Source organism: Bizionia sediminis (assembly GCF_042684585.1).
Taxonomy (GTDB): domain Bacteria; phylum Bacteroidota; class Bacteroidia; order Flavobacteriales; family Flavobacteriaceae; genus Algorimicrobium; species Algorimicrobium sediminis.
The window spans coordinates 116,037-133,787 of sequence record NZ_JBHULS010000003.1; the positions used below are offsets into that span (position 1 = coordinate 116,037).

The window sequence follows — 17,751 nt, forward strand, 5'->3', positions numbered from 1 at the left end:
ATGGCCAAAAAGAAAGAAGCAACTGTAGAAGAGCGTTTAAGAGCACTATACGACTTGCAATTAGTAGATTCTCGTATCGATGAAATTAGAAATGTTCGTGGCGAACTGCCTCTAGAGGTGCGTGATTTAGAAGATGAAGTTGCTGGAATGACCACCAGATTCGAAAAGCTAGAAGATAGTTTAGAAGGTATTAAGAATGACATTAGCGCTAAAAAGAATCTTATTGAAGAAGCGAAAGCGCTAATTAAAAAGTACACCGAGCAACAAAAAAATGTTCGGAATAACAGAGAATTTAACTCCATTTCTAAAGAAATTGAATTCCAAGAGTTAGAAATTCAGTTGGCTGAAAAAAACATTAACGAATTTAAGGCGCAAATAGAGCAGAAAAAAGAAGTTATTGCTCAAACCAAAGAGCGCTTAAAAGAGCGCCAAACGCACCTAAAACACAAAAAAGGCGAATTGGATGCTATTTTAGCTGAAACCGAAAAGGAAGAAGAAGCGTTAATGAAAAAATCGGATGAATTTAAAAAATCTATTGAAGAGCGTTTGGTTGCGGCATACACCCGTATTAGAACCAATGTAAAAAATGGATTGGCCGTAGTAGCTATTGAAAGAGGCGCTTCAGGTGGTTCCTTTTTTACTATTCCACCACAGGTGCAAATGGAAATTGCCGCAAGGAAAAAAATTATTACAGACGAACACAGTGGCCGTATTTTAGTAGATGCTGCTTTGGCTCAAGAAGAGCGCGAAAAAATGCAGAAACTATTCTCTAAACTGTAAAAGCAACAACAAATAAAAGAAAAAGCCTTCAAGAACACTGAAGGCTTTTTCTTTTAGTAAAACTTTAATAATTTTAGCTTAAGGTTCTACTAAAAAATACGACCGAATTAAAAAATACACCTATGAATAAATTAGCTCTTTTAGTTACTGCACTTATGTTATTTAGTTGCAATAACAACGCACAAAACAACCCCAAGCAAAACGCTGTAATTCAGGCAACACCTATTGAAGTACCTATGGAAAACGGATTAGCTAAAGCCTACTTTGCCAGTGGTTGCTTTTGGTGTGTAGAAGCAATTTACGAAAGTGTAAAGGGTGTAAACGAAGCTATTTCTGGATATGCAGGCGGCCACACTAAGAACCCGACTTACGAATCTAGCAATACCGGAAGAACTGGCCATGCTGAAGCTGTAGAGGTTATTTATAATCCAGAAGTAGTAAGTTTTAAAACACTTGTTGATGTTTATTTTGCCTCTCAAAATCCAACACAGGTAAATGGCCAAGGCCCAGATAATGGATCGCAATACCGCTCCATTATATTTTATCAAAATGCGGAACAAAAAGCGATTATTACTCAAAAAATAGCAGCTCTAGAAAAGCAATTAGGCCAAAAGGTAGCGGCAGAAGTATATCCCTTTCAAAAATTTTGGATAGCAGAAGCCTATCATCAAGATTACGAGAAGTTACATCCTAACCACCCCTACATTAAAAATGTTTCCATACCGCGTTTAAACAAATTCAAACAAAAAATGCCAGAGGTTCTAAAATAAATACTTTTAACCATACTTTTCTAAACAGTTAAAGTTTCGTGGCTTTAATTGAAAATATTAAAGGATATAGCCTAGTTTTTAAACCAAACATACCGCTTTCTGTTTCAACTAAATTGGGCAACACATTATAAGGGCTATCATGGTGCTCCTTTAAATATTCTACATGCAATCCAGCCTGTGTTAAGGCGCTAACTACTTCGCCTAAACCGTGGTTCCAAGTATATTCTTTGCTTATAATATTGGCTTCTGTATTGGCATAAGTCCCGCTGTACGTTTCAAAAATAACCTCATCTTGATTATAGCCGTAGGTTATTTCGGGTGTCTGTTTGGTATAATCGAACATCCATACTATAGGATGAAATTCCGCCATAAAAAACGTACCACCTTTTTTAAGACATGCAGCTACCATAGCGCCCCAAGGTTTTAAATTAGGCAACCAACCAATAACGCCGTAGCTTGTAAATACAATATCAAATGGCTCGCTTATATAATCCGCCGTATCCAAAACATTACAACATATAAAACGGGCATCTAGTTGTAGTTCGGCATTTAGCTGTTTTGCTAATTTTATGCCCTCTTCGCTTATGTCTACCCCCACACAACGCGCCCCCATTCTGCTCCAACTTAAGGTGTCCTGCCCAAAATGACATTGTAAATGTAAAAGCGATTTCCCAGATACGTTTCCTAAAGCTTCTAATTCGTAGGTGTTTAATGAACTAACGCCTTGCTTAAAACCCGACATATTATACATAACACTTTGGGCATGTACGCTCACTTTTTTATTCCAGGTTGCCCTGTTGGTATTAAAATACTGTTTTTCTAAACTCATGTTATGTGCCTATTTGTTGCTAAATTAGTATAACTTTACAAGAAAAATATGCATATCATGAAAAACTACATCCTTATAGCATGCGCATTGGTAATATTACAATCGTGTAAAACAGACAAAACCGAACACCAGAATATGGAACCTTCTGCAATACCCGAAAAAACGCCAGCTCAAAAAATAGCAGCAGCCTATGGCGTTCACAATTGGCATGAGGTAGATACGCTAGAATTTGCCTTTAACGTAAAACAAGATAGCACCATCTTTACCCGTTTTTGGCAATGGCTGCCTAAAAAAGATAAGGTGAGATTAATAAGCCAAAACGACACCATACATTACAACAGAAACAACATAGATAGCCTCGCTTTAAACGCAGACAAAGCCTTTATTAATGATAAATTCTGGCTGCTAGCGCCATTTAATTTGGTTTGGGATACTGGTACCACAATTTCGGAACCACAAAAAGAATTAGCTCCTATAAGTCAACAAATGCGTCACAAAATTACTATTACCTACAGCAATGAAGGCGGCTATACGCCTGGCGACGCTTATGATATTTACTACAATAATAATTTTTTAATTGAAGAATGGGTTTACCGCAAAGCAAATGCCCCTGCACCAACCATGACCACTACTTGGGAAAATAATACCGAATTTAAAGGTGTTTTATTGGCTTTAAACCATAAAAAACCAAACCAAAATTGGGAGTTGTTTTTTACAAATGTGGCGGTTAAATAAAAAAAAAATCATAGTTTAATGTTTCTTATATCTTTAAAAGACAGAAACTTATAAAAGCTAAAACCATCTTAAAAGCGCTTGCATAGTAGGCCTGGGCTTTTTTTATGAATGCTTTATTCCTAAAATTATAATTCTTATTTTTGTAACACATCATCAAAAACATAATACTTTGTCCAACTACCAAACAGGTCTTGATTTTGCTAAAGAACAAGACGCTAACGATACGCTATCAGGCTACAGAAACCTATTTCACATCCCTAAAGACCAACACGGGAACGACACCATTTACTTATGCGGAAACTCCTTGGGTTTACAGCCTAAAGCCACCAAAAATTACATTAATCAAGAATTAGCGGATTGGGCACACTTGGGCGTAGAGGGCCATACACAGGCTGCAAACCCTTGGTTGGGTTATCATGAATTTTTAACCAATAACATGGCAGCGGTTGTTGGAGCCAAACCTATAGAAGTGGTGGTTATGAACACCCTAACAGCCAATTTACATTTCATGATGGTTTCCTTTTACCAACCAACAGATTCGCGTTATAAAATTGTAATCGAATCGGATGCTTTTCCATCGGATAAATATGCCGTAGAATCGCAATTACGGCATCATGGTTATAACGAAAAAGATGGTTTAATTTTATGGAAACCCCGAGAGGGTGAAGAGCTACTGCGTTACGAAGATCTTGAGGCTATTTTAGAAACGCATGGCCATGAAATAGCCTTGATAATGATTGGCGGGGTTAATTATTATACCGGACAGTTTTTCGATTTTAAACGCATAACAAAAATGGGGCATGCCCATGGGTGTATGGTTGGTTTTGATTGTGCACACGGTGCTGGAAATGTTCCTTTAAATTTACACGATTCTGGTGCCGACTTTGCCGTTTGGTGCACCTATAAATATTTAAATTCTGGTCCGGGTAGCTTGGGTGGGTGTTTTGTACATGAGCGCCATGCACATAACAACAAGTTAAACCGCTTTACTGGCTGGTGGAGTCATAACAAAGAAACCCGCTTTAAAATGCGCGACGATTTTGATGCGCTTCCAGGCGCAGAAGGCTGGCAATTAAGTAATCCGCCTATTTTATCAATGGCTGCCATAAAAGCATCGTTAGATATCTTTCAATCCGTTAGCATGGAACAATTAAGGCAAAAGTCTATCCATTTAACTGGTTATTTCGCCTTTTTATTAAAACAATTGGGTGAAGATGTTATTCGCATAATTACCCCAGAAAACCCAGACGAAAGAGGGTGCCAGTTATCTATTCAGGTTAAAAATGCAGATAAAACACTTCATAAGCGCCTCACTCAAGCTGGTGTTATAAGCGATTGGCGTGAGCCAGACGTTATTCGTTGTGCACCAACACCGTTATACAATTCGTATCAAGATGTATTTTATATGGTGGAACGCCTAAAAGAAATAGTGAATAAGCCAGCCAATTAAATGGCGTCCATTTTTTAAAACCTTAACTAACCACAGAAACCTATATCATAATGACACAACCAACCATAACACATACCAATAATACCTCCCAAAGTAACCAAGCGTCTAAACAACATATTTTACTTATTGGCGCAGGTCTTTGCGGATCGCTTTTAGCACTTCGTTTGGGACAACGTGGCTATAAAGTAACTGTTATGGAAATGCGTCCGGATTTGCGAAAAGTAGATATTAGCGCCGGTCGTTCTATCAATTTAGCCCTTTCCAACCGCGGCATTAAAGCTATTAATTTGGTAGGACTTTGGGACAAAGTAAAACCGCTGTGTATCCCAATGAATGGTAGAATGTTGCACGATACGGCAGGGAATACCACTTTTGCGCCTTACAGTGGGCGCGATCATGAGTACATTAACTCTATTTCGCGTGGTATGCTAAATGCCTTACTATTGGATGAAGCCGAAAAACACGAAAACGTATCAATTTACTTTAATAGAAAATGTGATTCTGTAGATTTTGAAAACACCACAGCACACTTTACCAATCTGGACAACCAAGAACAGCTTAACCAAACGGCCAACATTATTATTGCCACAGACGGTGCTGGCTCTGCCATGCGACAAAGTTATTTTTTAAGTCGTAAATTCTTATTCAGCTTCTCGCAAGAATATTTAACACACGGCTACAAGGAATTAACAATTTTACCCGGCAAAAATGGCAGTTATAAAACCGATAAAAATGTCTTACATATATGGGGGCGCGAGGCTTTCATGCTAATAGCCTTGCCTAATTTAGATGGCAGTTTTACAGTAACCCTATTTTTAAGTTACAACGAAGGGGAATACAATTTTAATAACCTAACGACTAAAGAGCGTGTTTTGGCGTTTTTTACTGCCTATTTTAAAGATGCACTAGATTTAATGCCTAATTTGGTAGACGATTTTTTTACAAATCCCACAGCGCCATTAGGCACCGTAAAATGTGCACCATGGCACTACAAAGGCAACACTCTTTTAATGGGAGATGCCGCACATGCTATTGTACCATTTTATGGGCAAGGTATGAATGCCTCATTTGAAGATGTGGTGGAATTTGATAAGGTTCTAGATGCGGAACACGACAGTTGGGAAGCTATTTTTACAGCCTACGAAAAAACGCGTAAAAAGGATACCGATGCTATTGCCGATTTGGCTATCGACAATTTTTACGAAATGAAAGGCCATGTTAATCACCCTAATTTTAGAGAGAAACGCACACTGGAAATGGCTTTGGAAAAAACATTCCCAGAGGCCTACGCATCTAAATATTCATTAGTCACTTTTAATGAAACTATAGGCTATCGGGAAGCCATGATGCGCGGTAGAGCACAGGATAAGGCTATCTTAAATATGCTAGCAGATCAAACTATTACGAAAGTAAATAACTTGTCTGATACCGAATTAAAAGAAACGCTTCAAAAAGTAAACGCTGAAACCGAGGCCATTTTAGAAGACGATAGAATAGCCGGCCTAAAATAAGCCCTAAACCTACAAACAACCCTAATTAATACTAACTTCTTATTTTAAGAACACACAAATTTAATTTTATGAGCACTAAAAATAATAACGAAACAACTTCACAAGGAAGCAAGGTAACACCACGTGGCGCTTATCCGCATGTAAAATGTGTAGGCGATTTTATTTTTGTTTCTGGTACCAGTTCCCGCCGAGCAGATAACAGCATTGCTGGCGTTGATATTATTGACGAAATGGGTACTAAACATTTAAATATTGAAGTACAAACACGCGAGGTCCTAAAAAATATTGATAAAAATTTGCAAACCGTTGGCGCCTCATTAAAAGACGTGGTAGATGTTTCTACATTTTTGGTAAACATGAACGATTTTGCAGGCTATAATAAAGCCTATGCAGAATTTTTTGATAAAGAAAACGGACCAACGCGCACCACGGTAGCTGTACACCAACTGCCCCACCCCGATTTGGTAATTGAAATTAAGGTAACAGCGTATAAAAAACAGAATTAAAAACTAAAATTAACACCTCCTAATTAGCGCAACCACTTTCATTTTAACGCTCGGTACCAACCATGAACATTCAAAACTACATTAACGGCAGCTTTCATAATCCAATTCAAAATACGTGGTTGGATAACTACAACCCGTCAAACGGTGCGGTTTATGGACAGATTCCAAACTCATCAAAAGAAGATGTAGAAAATGCCTATCAAGCAGCAAAAGCTGCTTTCCCGAGTTGGTCGCAAACCACCTTGGAAGAACGTAGTAGAATCTTGATTAGAATTTCAGAATTATTAGAATCTAATTTACAACGATTTGCAGACGCTGAAAGTAAAGACAATGGTAAACCTATTTCTTTAGCCAAAGCCGTGGATATTCCACGAGCAGCTAGTAATTTTCGTTTTTTTGGAAATGCCATTACACAATTTTCAAGTGAAAGTCATGAAAGCGTTGGTCAAGATGCCATAAATTATACGTTGCGTCAGCCTATTGGTGTTGTGGGTTGTATTTCGCCATGGAACTTACCGCTTTATTTATTCACATGGAAAATAGCACCCGCCATTGCGGCAGGTAATTGTGTGGTTGCCAAACCAAGTGAAGTTACACCCATGACCGCTTATTTACTAGGTGAAATTTGTAACGAGGCTGGGTTACCAAAAGGTGTTTTAAATATTGTTCACGGTTTGGGTGGTTCTACTGGACAAGCCATTGTTGAGCATCCAGATATTAAAGCCATTTCATTTACTGGCGGCACAGCAACGGGAGCGCATATAGCCCGAGTTGCGGCACCCATGTTTAAAAAATTATCATTGGAATTAGGCGGGAAAAACCCAAATATTATTTTTGCCGACTGCGACTATAACAAAATGCTGGATACTACAGTCAGATCCTCTTTTGCTAACCAAGGACAAATTTGCCTGTGTGGCAGCCGTATTTTTGTAGAAGCGTCTATTTATGACAAATTTAAAACCGATTTCGTAGCAAAAGTAAAAGCCTTAAAGGTTGGACACCCGTCTCTGGATTCCACAAATATTGGCGCCTTGGTTTCCAAACCACACCTAGAAAAGGTAATGGAATATATACAAATTGCTAAAAATGAAAACGGCACCGTTTTATGCGGTGGCAAGCAAGTTACCATTTCAGGATATGAAAACGGTTATTATTTAGAACCAACGGTTATTGAAGTACCCACGGATGACTGCCGCGTAAACCAAGAAGAAATTTTTGGCCCCGTTGTAACACTTATGCCCTTTACTACAGAGCGCGACGTATTAGAAATGGCCAACAAAGTAAAATATGGTTTATCGGCCACACTTTGGACTAATAACTTAAACCGGACCATGCGCATGACGCATGCCTTACAAGCAGGTATAGTTTGGGTAAACACCTGGATGATGCGCGATTTACGCACGCCTTTTGGTGGTGTAAAAGCTTCAGGAGTAGGCAGGGAAGGTGGTTTTGAAGCACTTCGCTTTTTTACAGAAGCTAAAAACGTGTGTATTGCATACAACTAGAATAGTTTAAACACACCCATTCAACATAACAAAAAATGTAAACGCTTACAAATAAGCAGTTACACCTAAAAAATATACTTAACATGGATTTAAATTTAAATAATAAATACGCATTAGTTTGTGGCAGTACAGCCGGCATAGGAAAAGCCACTGCCTTTGCTCTAGCTGAAGAAGGCGCACAAGTAACCCTAATAGCCAGAAACGAGGAAAAGCTAAAAGCCACTTTAGCGGCTTTGCCACAAAACAGAAAACACGATTATATAGTAGCCGATTTTAGCAATCCCGAGGAATTAAAAACCAAAGTTGCCAATTATATAAGCAAACACCATGGTTTCCACATTTTAGTTAACAATACAGGCGGTCCTGCAGGTGGACCGGTTTTCTCGGCGGAATTGAAAGCTTTCGATAGCGCTTTTACACAACATTTAAAATGCAACCATGTACTGGTACAAACCCTAGTGCCGTTTATGAAAACCGAAAACTATGGTCGCATCATAAACGTCATTTCTACATCTGTCAAACAACCGCTAGATGGATTGGGCGTGAGCAACACCATTCGAGGTGCAGTGGCCAACTGGAGTAAAACGTTAGCCAACGAATTAGGTAGCTTTGGTATTACCGTAAACAATGTGTTACCAGGCGCGACAGGAACCGAGCGTTTAACAGAAATTATTAAAAATAAATCTGCTAAAACAGGAACAACCCAAGAGGCCGCAGCCCTAGCTATGAAACAAGCCATACCAGCCAAACGCTTTGCGCAACCAGAAGAACTGGCGCACGCCATAACCTTTTTAGCTAGCGCACGTGCTGGCTATATTAACGGTATAAATTTACCCGTAGATGGCGGCCGTACTAAAAGTTTGTAACACATGAAAACGTATGGGATATTAATGGTGTTTCTCCTAACCTGTTCCATTGGAAGAGCGCAATATGTTATTGAAAATTTTTCAAATGCCGCTATAAATCAGTTACCTATAGTAGAAGAAATTGCCTATTGGCTTCAAACCAATCAAATTGATAATATGGTACCTCTCATGGCAAATCCCAATACCGTTGACACAGCTTATTTAAAATCTGAAACAACCTTTCTTGCATTAGAGTATACCAAAAAAAGAATCCTAAAAAACACCCATACCTCGGTAACAGATACACGCCAAATTGTTTGGTACGAGCGTAATTTTTACAAGCAAACAAAATCTAAATTAAAACCCCGGTACCAAATTTATTTTACGGTAGAATTCCATAAAGGCTATTATAAAATAATCGATTTAACGTTTGGAAAACGTAAAAAAATAAACACCGAAAACTATACTGCAAATTGAGGACAAAGTTCGTAACTTTATAGCAATCTTTTCAAAAAACAACACATTATGAGTACTATATTTCCACCTATTAATTTTAAAGCATGGATTAACGAAAACCGACATCTTTTAAAACCACCTGTTGGGAATAAAGTGGTATGGAAAGACGGCGATTTTATTGTAATGGTTGTTGGTGGCCCAAACAGCCGAAAAGATTATCATTATAACGAAACGCCAGAATTTTTTTATCAAATAGAAGGCGATATGGTTCTTAAAATTATTGATAATGGCCAACCAAAGGATATTCATATAAAAGAAGGCGATATATTTTTACTGCCTCCAAAAGTACCGCACTCCCCGCAGCGGGGCGCTAATACTGTAGGATTGGTAATTGAATATCCGCGAGACAAAGGCGTAACCGATGCGTTATTGTGGTTTTGTGAAAACTGCACCACAAAGCTATATGAGGAAGACTTTACCGTTGATAATATTGAAACCGATATGCCGGTAATTTTTGATAGATATTACGGGGATGAAAAGAAACGCACCTGTCCTAATTGCCAAGCCACCATGGAACCACCAAAAAAAGTAATGATAGACAATTAATATATGAAACGTAAACTACGCATTAATGGGCATTCGCACCTACTACCCTATCCGGAAGAAATTCCGCAATTTATGCAGGATAAAGGTATCTTTTGGGTGGATAAGGACAGAAAATTTATGCTTCAAAAAGACTGGAATAGACCCATAACCGATTCCAGTTTCTTTTTAAACGAAAAGTTAGCATGGATGGCGCGTTACAATATAGACCATGCTGTAGTTTTAAACCTATCGCAATTATACGGAAATGGCTTACGGGTGGAGGAAATGAAGCAAGCACTTCGTTTTCAAAACGACTTTAATGCCAAAGTTCAACACGATAATCCTAGCAAATTTACTTGTGGCTTTGTGGTACATCCTGGTTTTGTACGTGGTGCCTGTTGGGAAATTGAACGCTGCGTAAACGAATTAGGCATGCAACTACTATGCTTACCAACACATTATATGGATACCATAGGAACGTGGCGTTGCATTTTTGATGAAGAAAATGAACCTATTTTTGAATTGGCAAATAAATACAATTTAGCGGTAGAAATTCACCCATACGATGGAGAGAAATTTATAAAATTAGAAAACACATCGTGGCGATTTCACCTCATTTGGATGCTGGCACAATGCGCCGATGCTTATCACTTTTTAACCCTTAACGGCTATCAAGATAAATATCCAAACATGCGTACTTGTTTTGCCCATGGCGGCCAGCTAGCACAAATAAATTTAGGACGCCGTATTCAAGGCTTTGATGGGCGCCCCGATTTATTTGAAGGAAAAAGTCACCCACGAAAAGCTGTTGGCCACAAAAACATATTTTTCGACACCCTGGTGCATGACACTGGAGGCCTACAGTTACTTATAAAAAATCAAGGCTCCAAGCAGGTGCTCATGGGGTTAGACGATCCGTACCCTTTGGGTGAAATGGAAAGCGAAAAACAATCGTCTTACCCCGGGAAAATTCTAGATTTAGCCATAGACCAAAATATTATTACAGAAACCGAGCGGGATGAGATTTGGCACAATAACGTTATCCAGTGGCTCTGTGGCGACGACGAAACCGCCAAGAAAAATTTAGAAAATAGAATATTAGGTAACACCTAATTACCATAGTTTAAACGCCAAAGAAAAAACTCAAGACAGTTGTGGCTATACCCGGTTACTTTTTAGCTTCCAGGACGCCATTAATTTTATTTTTCTGGGCATTATTTAATTCATAACCATTACTAGACATCTAATTGCATGCATTTTCTATCTGACGCTCTTAATACCTACGTTGTAAACCATTCAGAAAACGAACCAGAATTACTGCAACAACTTACTCGCGAAACCTATCAAAAAGTATTGCAACCACGCATGTTAAGTGGTCATTACCAGGGCCGTGTTTTAAGCATGATTTCCAAATTGGTGCGACCAAAAAACATACTTGAAATTGGCACATACACAGGTTATTCTGCTTTGTGCCTTGCCGAAGGCTTACAACCTAACGGCCACTTGCATACTATAGATATAAACGAGGAGTTAGTAGATTTTCAACGCAGCTATTTCGACAAATCGGCTTATGGGCCTCAAATTCAGCAGTATTTAGGAAACGCATTGGATATTATTCCAACCTTACCAGGCGCTTTCGATCTGATTTTTATTGATGCTGATAAAGAAAATTACGCAGCCTATTTTAACTTGATAATTAACCGTATGTCCAGCGGTGGTATTATTTTATCCGATAATGTGCTTTGGAGCGGCAAAATACTAGACACCTCACATAAAAAAGAAGACAAAGCTACACCAGCACTCATGGCATACAATAAGCTTTTAAAGGACGATCCGCGTTTAGAAACCGTTTTGTTACCCATTCGTGATGGGTTGACCATTAGTAGGAAATTATAGGTTTGTTACGTTCATAGCTGTTATATGCCATAATTGATTGCATTTTACAAAGCAATTAACCCACAAGCTTACTTGCTTTAACTAGAACGCTTAAGTACTTAAAAACTATTAGCTGTGTAATTACCGCCGTATTTAGTGACTAAACCGGCCTGTAAAATCCAGGAATTTAAAAATTTGCTTAAAGCTTTCTTCGGATAGAGCCTGTAAAATCCTCTAAATCGTCTTTTACTTTATTAAGCTCGTCTTGCACATCTTTAGTTACGCTGGTATCAATACCGTTTTTTTCGGCGCTCTTAGTAATTTCCGATTTAATATCGTTAGAAGCATCCTTCATCATGCGCATGCCCTTGCCTAATCCTCGGGCTATTTCCGGGATTTTGTCTGCTCCAAAAACCATGATTACTACAAATAGTATAAACATGATTTCTGTGGTGCCGATGAATAAAAAATGAATAGTCTGTATCACAGTACAAATATAGTGTGTAGAATGATACGAATAAAAAAAGCCGACTCCTAAAAGTCGACTTTTTTAATAATTTATGATTTTCTTACTTTCTAATTTGCCCACAGGCTAAATTAATACCCGTTTTTTAATCGTCAGTTTTATTTTTAAACTGATCAAATTTACTTTGGGTAACCTCTCGTGGCCAAGAGTTGTTGGCAGTATCAACATCTGCTGTTTGTAAGTTTGGATCTACTGTAATTTTTACAATCTCTTTATCGGAAGCAATGGCCTTGCTAACTTCTTTATCGTTAAGACGCCATATTTGAGCCGGATATTTTTCCATTTTTGTAGTCCCATCTGCATAGGTATATTCCACAATAATAGGCATCACTAACCCACCTGGTTTCTCGAATGTAACATTATAAAAATACTTTGGTTGTTTTATATTTTTACGTTCTTCTGGCGTAAAATTATCCATAACGTACTCCTTTAAAGTAGGCGAATTATCCAAAAGGGTTCCATTTTTCATATCCTCTTTAAACTCCTCGCTACCTTCTTCTACCATGTAAACTAGCGGTGGTAAATCGCTCATTTGCATGCCACGGCGCTTCACCATTTCTTTAATTTGTTCGTTAGGCTCTGAAGACACATAGTATTTTTTCACCTCTTTAACACCAATATCTACATAATCTGTTGTGTAAAACCAGCCTCTCCAAAACCAATCTAGATCGAATGCCGAAGCATCTTCCATAGTTCTGAAAAAATCTTCTGGGGTTGGGTGCTTAAACATCCATCTGTTAGCATATTCTTTAAAGGCATAATCAAATAACTCTGGACCCATAACAGCATCGCGCAAAATATTTAAAGCGGTAGCAGGTTTGCCATACGCATTGTTACCAAACTGGTAGGTATTTAAACCCTTGGTCATGATAGGCGCAATATAATCCTGATCGCCGCCCATATAAGGAACAATATTAGCAGCTGGACCACGTCTGGACGGATAGGTAGTGTGTCCTTCAGACAAAGCTTCTGGATACCACTTACCAAAATCCTGTTCTGCAATATACTGGCCAAACGTAGTTAAGCCTTCATCCATCCACGTCCATTGGCGCTCATCGCTATTTACAATCATAGGAAAATAGTTATGACCAATTTCATGAATAATAACGCTAATCATGCCGTATTTTGTTCTGTCGCTATAGGTGCCGTCCTCGTTGGGGCGTCCAAAGTTGAAACAAATCATTGGGTACTCCATACCTTGTTGCTTGGCGTGTACCGAAATAGCTTTGTGATACGGATAATCGAAAGTCATTCTGGAGAATGTTTTTAACGTACTAGCTACCGCGTAAGTAGACCATTCTTCCCACAACGGATTACCTTCTTTAGGGTACATAGATACTGCCATAACATCCTTGTCGCCAATTTTAACCGCCATCATGTCCCAAATGTATTTTCGGGATGATGCAAAGGCAAAATCGCGTACATTTTCTGCGTAAAACTTCCATGTTTTGGTGCCTTTAGCTCGATTTTTCTCGGCTTTTTCCGCCTCCTCTTGGGTAACTATAAATACTGGTTTGTCGTATGATTTTTTCGCTTTTTCAAAACGCTTCAACATTTCTTTGGTAAACACCTCTTTACGGTTTTGAAGTTCCCCTGTAGCGTCCAAAATATGATCGGATGGTACTGTAATATTCACTTCAAAGTTACCAAAAGGAAGGGCAAATTCATCGCGACCCCAAAATTGGGAGTTTTGCCAGCCTTCTACGTCGTTGTAAACTGCCATGCGTGGATAAAATTGAGCAATTATATAATTGCGGTTACCATCTTTTGGAAAAAACTCATAACCTGAACGGCCGCCCATATTTACATAATCGTTAATGTTGTACCACCATTTAATGGAAAACGAAAACGAGTTACCAGACATTAAAGGTTTTGGCAGCTCCACACGCATCATGGTACGGTTTATCATGTGTGGTAAAGCATTGCCATTTGTATCGGTTACCGCTTCAATTTTAAAACCACCGTCAAAACCATCTGTTAAATAATCTGAAGCAAAACTAGAAGCCTGTTGTGCGGCGCGTATACCACTATCTTCAATTAGCGGTGACTGTGAGTCGCGTGCTCGAACGTTTTGATCTAATTGCACCCACAAGTAACGCAACTGATCGGGCGAATTATTGGTATAAGTAATGGTTTCAAATCCCGAAATAATAGCTCTTTCATCGTCTAGGACAATGTCCATTTTATAATCGGCTTGCTGCTGGTAATATGCAGGCCCAGGCGCACCAGAAGCGGTACGAAACATGTTTGGTGTAGAAAACTCCTCATACAACTGTTTAAACTTGTTGTTGTTGGTATGGCCTTGTTGGCGTTCAGCTGGTTGCTCATTTTCTTGTGAAAAGGCACTGGCTGAAACAAACAACACCGATAGGAAAAGATACTTTAGTTTTTTCATTATTTACAATTAATTACTATCAATAGAGTGGAAAATTAACACATTTTTAAGGTTTTAAAATAAATTATTTAAAATTTAACATACCTTTATCATTTTTAATATTCAAAATGAAACTGTTATATTCATTGTTAATGTTGGTACGAATAATGTTTTTCTGGTCGCTAAAAACATCAAATAAAACGGTGTTACGCATTTCAAAAGTATTAATAGCAGCTACGTTATCGATTTCTAAATAGCAATACACAATATCATTTTCGTATTCTTTCCCTAAAAAATTTATAGGGACTTCAGTGCCATTTATTACCACCAATATTTTAGCTGTTAGGTAACGTTGCATGAGCTTATTAACCGTTTCTGTGTCTTCGTTTTCCATGAGTGTTACAGTAGCATCATAGCGTTCGCGCAATGCCCGTTCAAAATCGTCTATAAAGTATCGCGAAATAATTTGCACCGATTTTTCGGCTGGTACGTACTCTACCTGCGTTATACTTACGTAATATTTATGAACACCAGTAAAAGCCAATAAAGGAAAAACCAATACTACTAAACTATATTTTAACCATGTCATCTTGTTTCTTTTTACTGCGAAAATACTATTTTAAGGCTTTTATGCCCTGCGTTAACCCAAAATTAATTTGTTGGTAGGTTTGCATTGCGACTGTAAATTTGAAACTTTTCGCGCATGTATTCATAAATTTCTACATCATTTTTAGCGCTACAGCGGTCTAAAAAATCTGTTTGTTCCGAGAGATAAATAAGAAATTCTCTTTCCTTATTCTTTGGTATTGCCTGTTTTTGAAAAAAAGTTTTAGAAACCGCTGTTGTTAGGTAGTCCAGCAACAATTCGCGTTGTTCCAAATTAACGTAGTGTTTCATTTTTTTTGTTCTACCGGTTATGGCATTTATAACGGGAATTAACCTTACAGAAGCCCCTAACCCGCCTAAAGAGCCGCCTAACCTTGGATTTAGGTCGCCTGCATCCTTTAAATACCGCTGTGGCATCGTAAGTGGTTTACCCTGAAAACTAGGAATACCCGCCTTTAAGGCAGTCATTGGTTCGTTCTTCTCGCTTAAAACATCCCATTTTATATTTCCTGTTAATATGTTACCTACTACCACTTCATTCAACTCTTGGATAACCGTTTCAAGTGGCACCACCACATACGCATTGCTGTATATTTTTTGACTTATTAGTACGGTTTGTGTTTGGTGTTGTACAGACGAAAACTCTAAAGTATCTTTTAACCTAACAGGGATGCTAAAGTTACCTTGGTGGTTGGTTATGGTACTTTTGTGCAAGCTTATATTTGTAACATGAATGTTTTCGACATTCTGATTGGTAACAACCGTACCATGAAGCATTTTAGTTTGCGCTGATACAAATCCAAAAAACAAGCTACTAATTACCAGTAAATATGTGGTTATTTTTGTCATTTTTCTGAAACTTGACCTCTATTTTTATTGAATACAGCGCGTTTTTCCAACAAATATTCTAAAACAACCACATCGGTTTTATCTTTACATCTTTCTAGAAAATCGGGTTGTTCGGACACAAAATAAAAAAACTCCCAAATAAAGCCGGGCGGAAGCGGTTGTTTGGCAAACAATGCCTCTGAAAACTTGTGTTTATAAGATTTTATTAATTCCGATTTTTCTTCCAGCTCTACACGTTTTTTTAATTCTTTGGTTCGCCCGCTTAAGGCATTAATAATAGGCGCAAAAGGAATTAAGCCGCCACCGGAAGTAGCTTCTATTAAGCGGCGTTCACTTTGTGTTTTTAACGGACCTTGGTAACTTGGAATACCGGCCTTTAAAGCCGTCATGGGTTCGCCTTCTACGTTGGACACATCGGAACGAATATTGCCCGTTAACAATTTGCCAACAACCACCTGATTTAACTCGTTTACGTGTTCCTCTAAAACTACCAATAAGGTTTGGTTATTTACAATGGTGGCATTTACCACAATTACTTGTTTTTTGTGTTGAATGGAGCTAAACACAAGTGTATCGTTTAGAGCAACATCAATATTAAAGGCACCTTCGGCGTTGGTAATGGTAAATTTTTGTGCCGTTTGGTTTATTACGTGAATATTAGCAACCTCGGCGCTACTTTGTACCCGACCCTGCAGCGTTATTGTTTGCGCAAAAGTTAACGGGGTAAGTACAAAAAAAACGAGTATAATAAATACTTTATGGCTCATGAGGCTGATTTAAAAATAGCTCACTGTGCTTTTGCAAAAACTCCATACGTTGCATATCCTGTGTAACCTCCAGCAAACTGGCATCAAACCCTTGAGCTAAACAAAACGCGATAAATGCTTCAACTTGGTTTTCTGGAATAGAATAGGTTTCATGTATGTAGGCAGTTGTATAAATATCTGCTAAATCCAAAGGCCGTTGGTTGCGTAACTGCTGTAAACTTGTTTTTTTTAACGGACCATTAAGCCATTTATTAATACCCAGAATAGAAGCAAAATTAATACCATTGTAAAACACGCCAGGATCTGTAGCTATGTTTTCGGGTTTGGTATAAGGATCCTCACCAAATTCCAAATAGCCCAAATTTCCAAAATTCATTGCAATAGCTCTCTGCACTTTTGCATCATTAATATCGGCCAGTAACACGCCTGTTAGTTTCTCCGGAAGCAATAACACCTCGCTTAATGTGTTTAAGGCTTCCACTAAAAATAAACGTAATTTTTTTTCTGTTATAACATGTTCTGTAATAGTTACACGCCTCGTTTCATATTGCAAAGCAGATACTTCCAATATATCGTTAACCGCTACTTCAAGAGTAAAATTCCCGTTAATATCTGCCACAGCTCCCTTATTGGAGGAAACATTAAAAATGGTTACACCCTCCACATCGTTACTTGCTACCACTATACCTGCTACTAAAACACGTTTCATATTTTGCCCCATAATAGAGCCCGAAAGCAAAACGAAACTAAATATAAATAGCAAGTGTTTCATAACAGCACAT

General features: G+C 38.3%; 19 protein-coding genes. 12 read left to right on the forward strand and 7 right to left on the reverse strand.

Annotated elements, in window-relative coordinates; genetic code table 11:
- A complete protein-coding gene (locus tag ACFSQP_RS08565; RefSeq protein WP_376893437.1) occupies nucleotides 1-780 on the forward strand; it encodes a zinc ribbon domain-containing protein in 780 nt (259 codons plus the stop codon).
- Nucleotides 781-902: 122 nt separating this feature from the next.
- A complete protein-coding gene (gene msrA, locus ACFSQP_RS08570) occupies nucleotides 903-1,550 on the forward strand; it encodes a peptide-methionine (S)-S-oxide reductase MsrA (protein WP_376893439.1) in 648 nt (215 codons plus the stop codon).
- Nucleotides 1,551-1,578: 28 nt separating this feature from the next.
- On the opposite strand, the gene ACFSQP_RS08575 is transcribed toward msrA, so the two are convergent.
- Nucleotides 1,579-2,379: a class I SAM-dependent methyltransferase gene (locus ACFSQP_RS08575; RefSeq protein ID WP_376893441.1), complete on the reverse strand. Its 801-nt coding sequence runs from the start codon at nucleotides 2,377-2,379 to the stop codon at nucleotides 1,579-1,581.
- Nucleotides 2,380-2,436: 57 nt separating this feature from the next.
- Between ACFSQP_RS08575 and ACFSQP_RS08580 the strand changes: the two genes are divergently transcribed.
- The 10 genes from ACFSQP_RS08580 (at nucleotide 2,437) to ACFSQP_RS08625 (ending at nucleotide 11,868) form a co-directional block, all read left to right on the forward strand.
- The gene (locus ACFSQP_RS08580) at nucleotides 2,437-3,114 is read left to right on the forward strand and encodes a hypothetical protein (RefSeq protein ID WP_376893443.1); all 678 of its coding nucleotides are present in this window, start codon (nucleotides 2,437-2,439) and stop codon (nucleotides 3,112-3,114) included.
- A gap of 169 nt (nucleotides 3,115-3,283) precedes the next feature.
- Nucleotides 3,284-4,564: a kynureninase gene (gene kynU, locus ACFSQP_RS08585; RefSeq protein ID WP_376893445.1), complete on the forward strand. Its 1,281-nt coding sequence runs from the start codon at nucleotides 3,284-3,286 to the stop codon at nucleotides 4,562-4,564.
- Between the two features lie 50 nt (nucleotides 4,565-4,614).
- On the forward strand, nucleotides 4,615-6,075 hold the full coding sequence (locus ACFSQP_RS08590) for an FAD-dependent oxidoreductase (protein ID WP_376893447.1): 1,461 nt from the start codon (nucleotides 4,615-4,617) through the stop codon (nucleotides 6,073-6,075).
- Between the two features lie 68 nt (nucleotides 6,076-6,143).
- Nucleotides 6,144-6,581, forward strand: a complete 438-nt coding sequence (locus ACFSQP_RS08595) for a RidA family protein (protein WP_376893449.1) — start codon at nucleotides 6,144-6,146, stop codon at nucleotides 6,579-6,581.
- Nucleotides 6,582-6,643: 62 nt separating this feature from the next.
- Nucleotides 6,644-8,086, forward strand: coding sequence for an aldehyde dehydrogenase (locus ACFSQP_RS08600; protein WP_376893451.1), 1,443 nt, complete (start codon nucleotides 6,644-6,646; stop codon nucleotides 8,084-8,086).
- 83 nt (nucleotides 8,087-8,169) lie between these two features.
- Nucleotides 8,170-8,952 carry an SDR family oxidoreductase gene (locus tag ACFSQP_RS08605; RefSeq protein ID WP_376893452.1) on the forward strand — a complete coding sequence of 261 codons (783 nt, stop codon included), beginning with the start codon at nucleotides 8,170-8,172 and terminating at the stop codon, nucleotides 8,950-8,952.
- Between the two features lie 3 nt (nucleotides 8,953-8,955).
- Entirely contained in the window at nucleotides 8,956-9,408 is a 453-nt protein-coding gene (locus ACFSQP_RS08610; RefSeq protein WP_376893454.1) for a hypothetical protein, read from the forward strand.
- Nucleotides 9,409-9,456: 48 nt separating this feature from the next.
- Complete coding sequence (locus ACFSQP_RS08615) at nucleotides 9,457-9,993, forward strand: 3-hydroxyanthranilate 3,4-dioxygenase (protein ID WP_376893456.1); 537 nt, start codon at nucleotides 9,457-9,459, stop codon at nucleotides 9,991-9,993.
- 3 nt (nucleotides 9,994-9,996) lie between these two features.
- Complete coding sequence (locus tag ACFSQP_RS08620; RefSeq protein WP_376893458.1) at nucleotides 9,997-11,085, forward strand: amidohydrolase family protein; 1,089 nt, start codon at nucleotides 9,997-9,999, stop codon at nucleotides 11,083-11,085.
- Between the two features lie 138 nt (nucleotides 11,086-11,223).
- A complete protein-coding gene (locus ACFSQP_RS08625; protein ID WP_376893460.1) occupies nucleotides 11,224-11,868 on the forward strand; it encodes an O-methyltransferase in 645 nt (214 codons plus the stop codon).
- A gap of 178 nt (nucleotides 11,869-12,046) precedes the next feature.
- Here the strand turns inward: ACFSQP_RS08625 and ACFSQP_RS08630 are convergent, their stop codons facing one another.
- The 6 genes from ACFSQP_RS08630 to ACFSQP_RS08655 form a co-directional block, all read right to left on the reverse strand.
- Complete coding sequence (locus ACFSQP_RS08630; RefSeq protein WP_376893462.1) at nucleotides 12,047-12,334, reverse strand: Sec-independent protein translocase subunit TatA/TatB; 288 nt, start codon at nucleotides 12,332-12,334, stop codon at nucleotides 12,047-12,049.
- 124 nt (nucleotides 12,335-12,458) lie between these two features.
- Nucleotides 12,459-14,768: a M1 family metallopeptidase gene (locus tag ACFSQP_RS08635; protein WP_376893464.1), complete on the reverse strand. Its 2,310-nt coding sequence runs from the start codon at nucleotides 14,766-14,768 to the stop codon at nucleotides 12,459-12,461.
- 64 nt (nucleotides 14,769-14,832) lie between these two features.
- Entirely contained in the window at nucleotides 14,833-15,336 is a 504-nt protein-coding gene (locus ACFSQP_RS08640) for a DUF6702 family protein (RefSeq protein WP_376893467.1), read from the reverse strand.
- 62 nt (nucleotides 15,337-15,398) lie between these two features.
- Entirely contained in the window at nucleotides 15,399-16,202 is an 804-nt protein-coding gene (locus tag ACFSQP_RS08645) for a hypothetical protein (protein WP_376893469.1), read from the reverse strand.
- Nucleotides 16,199-16,969: a hypothetical protein gene (locus ACFSQP_RS08650; RefSeq protein WP_376893471.1), complete on the reverse strand. Its 771-nt coding sequence runs from the start codon at nucleotides 16,967-16,969 to the stop codon at nucleotides 16,199-16,201. Before ACFSQP_RS08650 ends, ACFSQP_RS08645 begins: the two co-directional genes overlap by 4 nt.
- Complete coding sequence (locus ACFSQP_RS08655) at nucleotides 16,959-17,741, reverse strand: carboxypeptidase-like regulatory domain-containing protein (protein WP_376893473.1); 783 nt, start codon at nucleotides 17,739-17,741, stop codon at nucleotides 16,959-16,961. The genes ACFSQP_RS08650 and ACFSQP_RS08655 overlap by 11 nt, the downstream gene beginning before the upstream one ends.
- Nucleotides 17,742-17,751 lie beyond the last annotated feature (10 nt).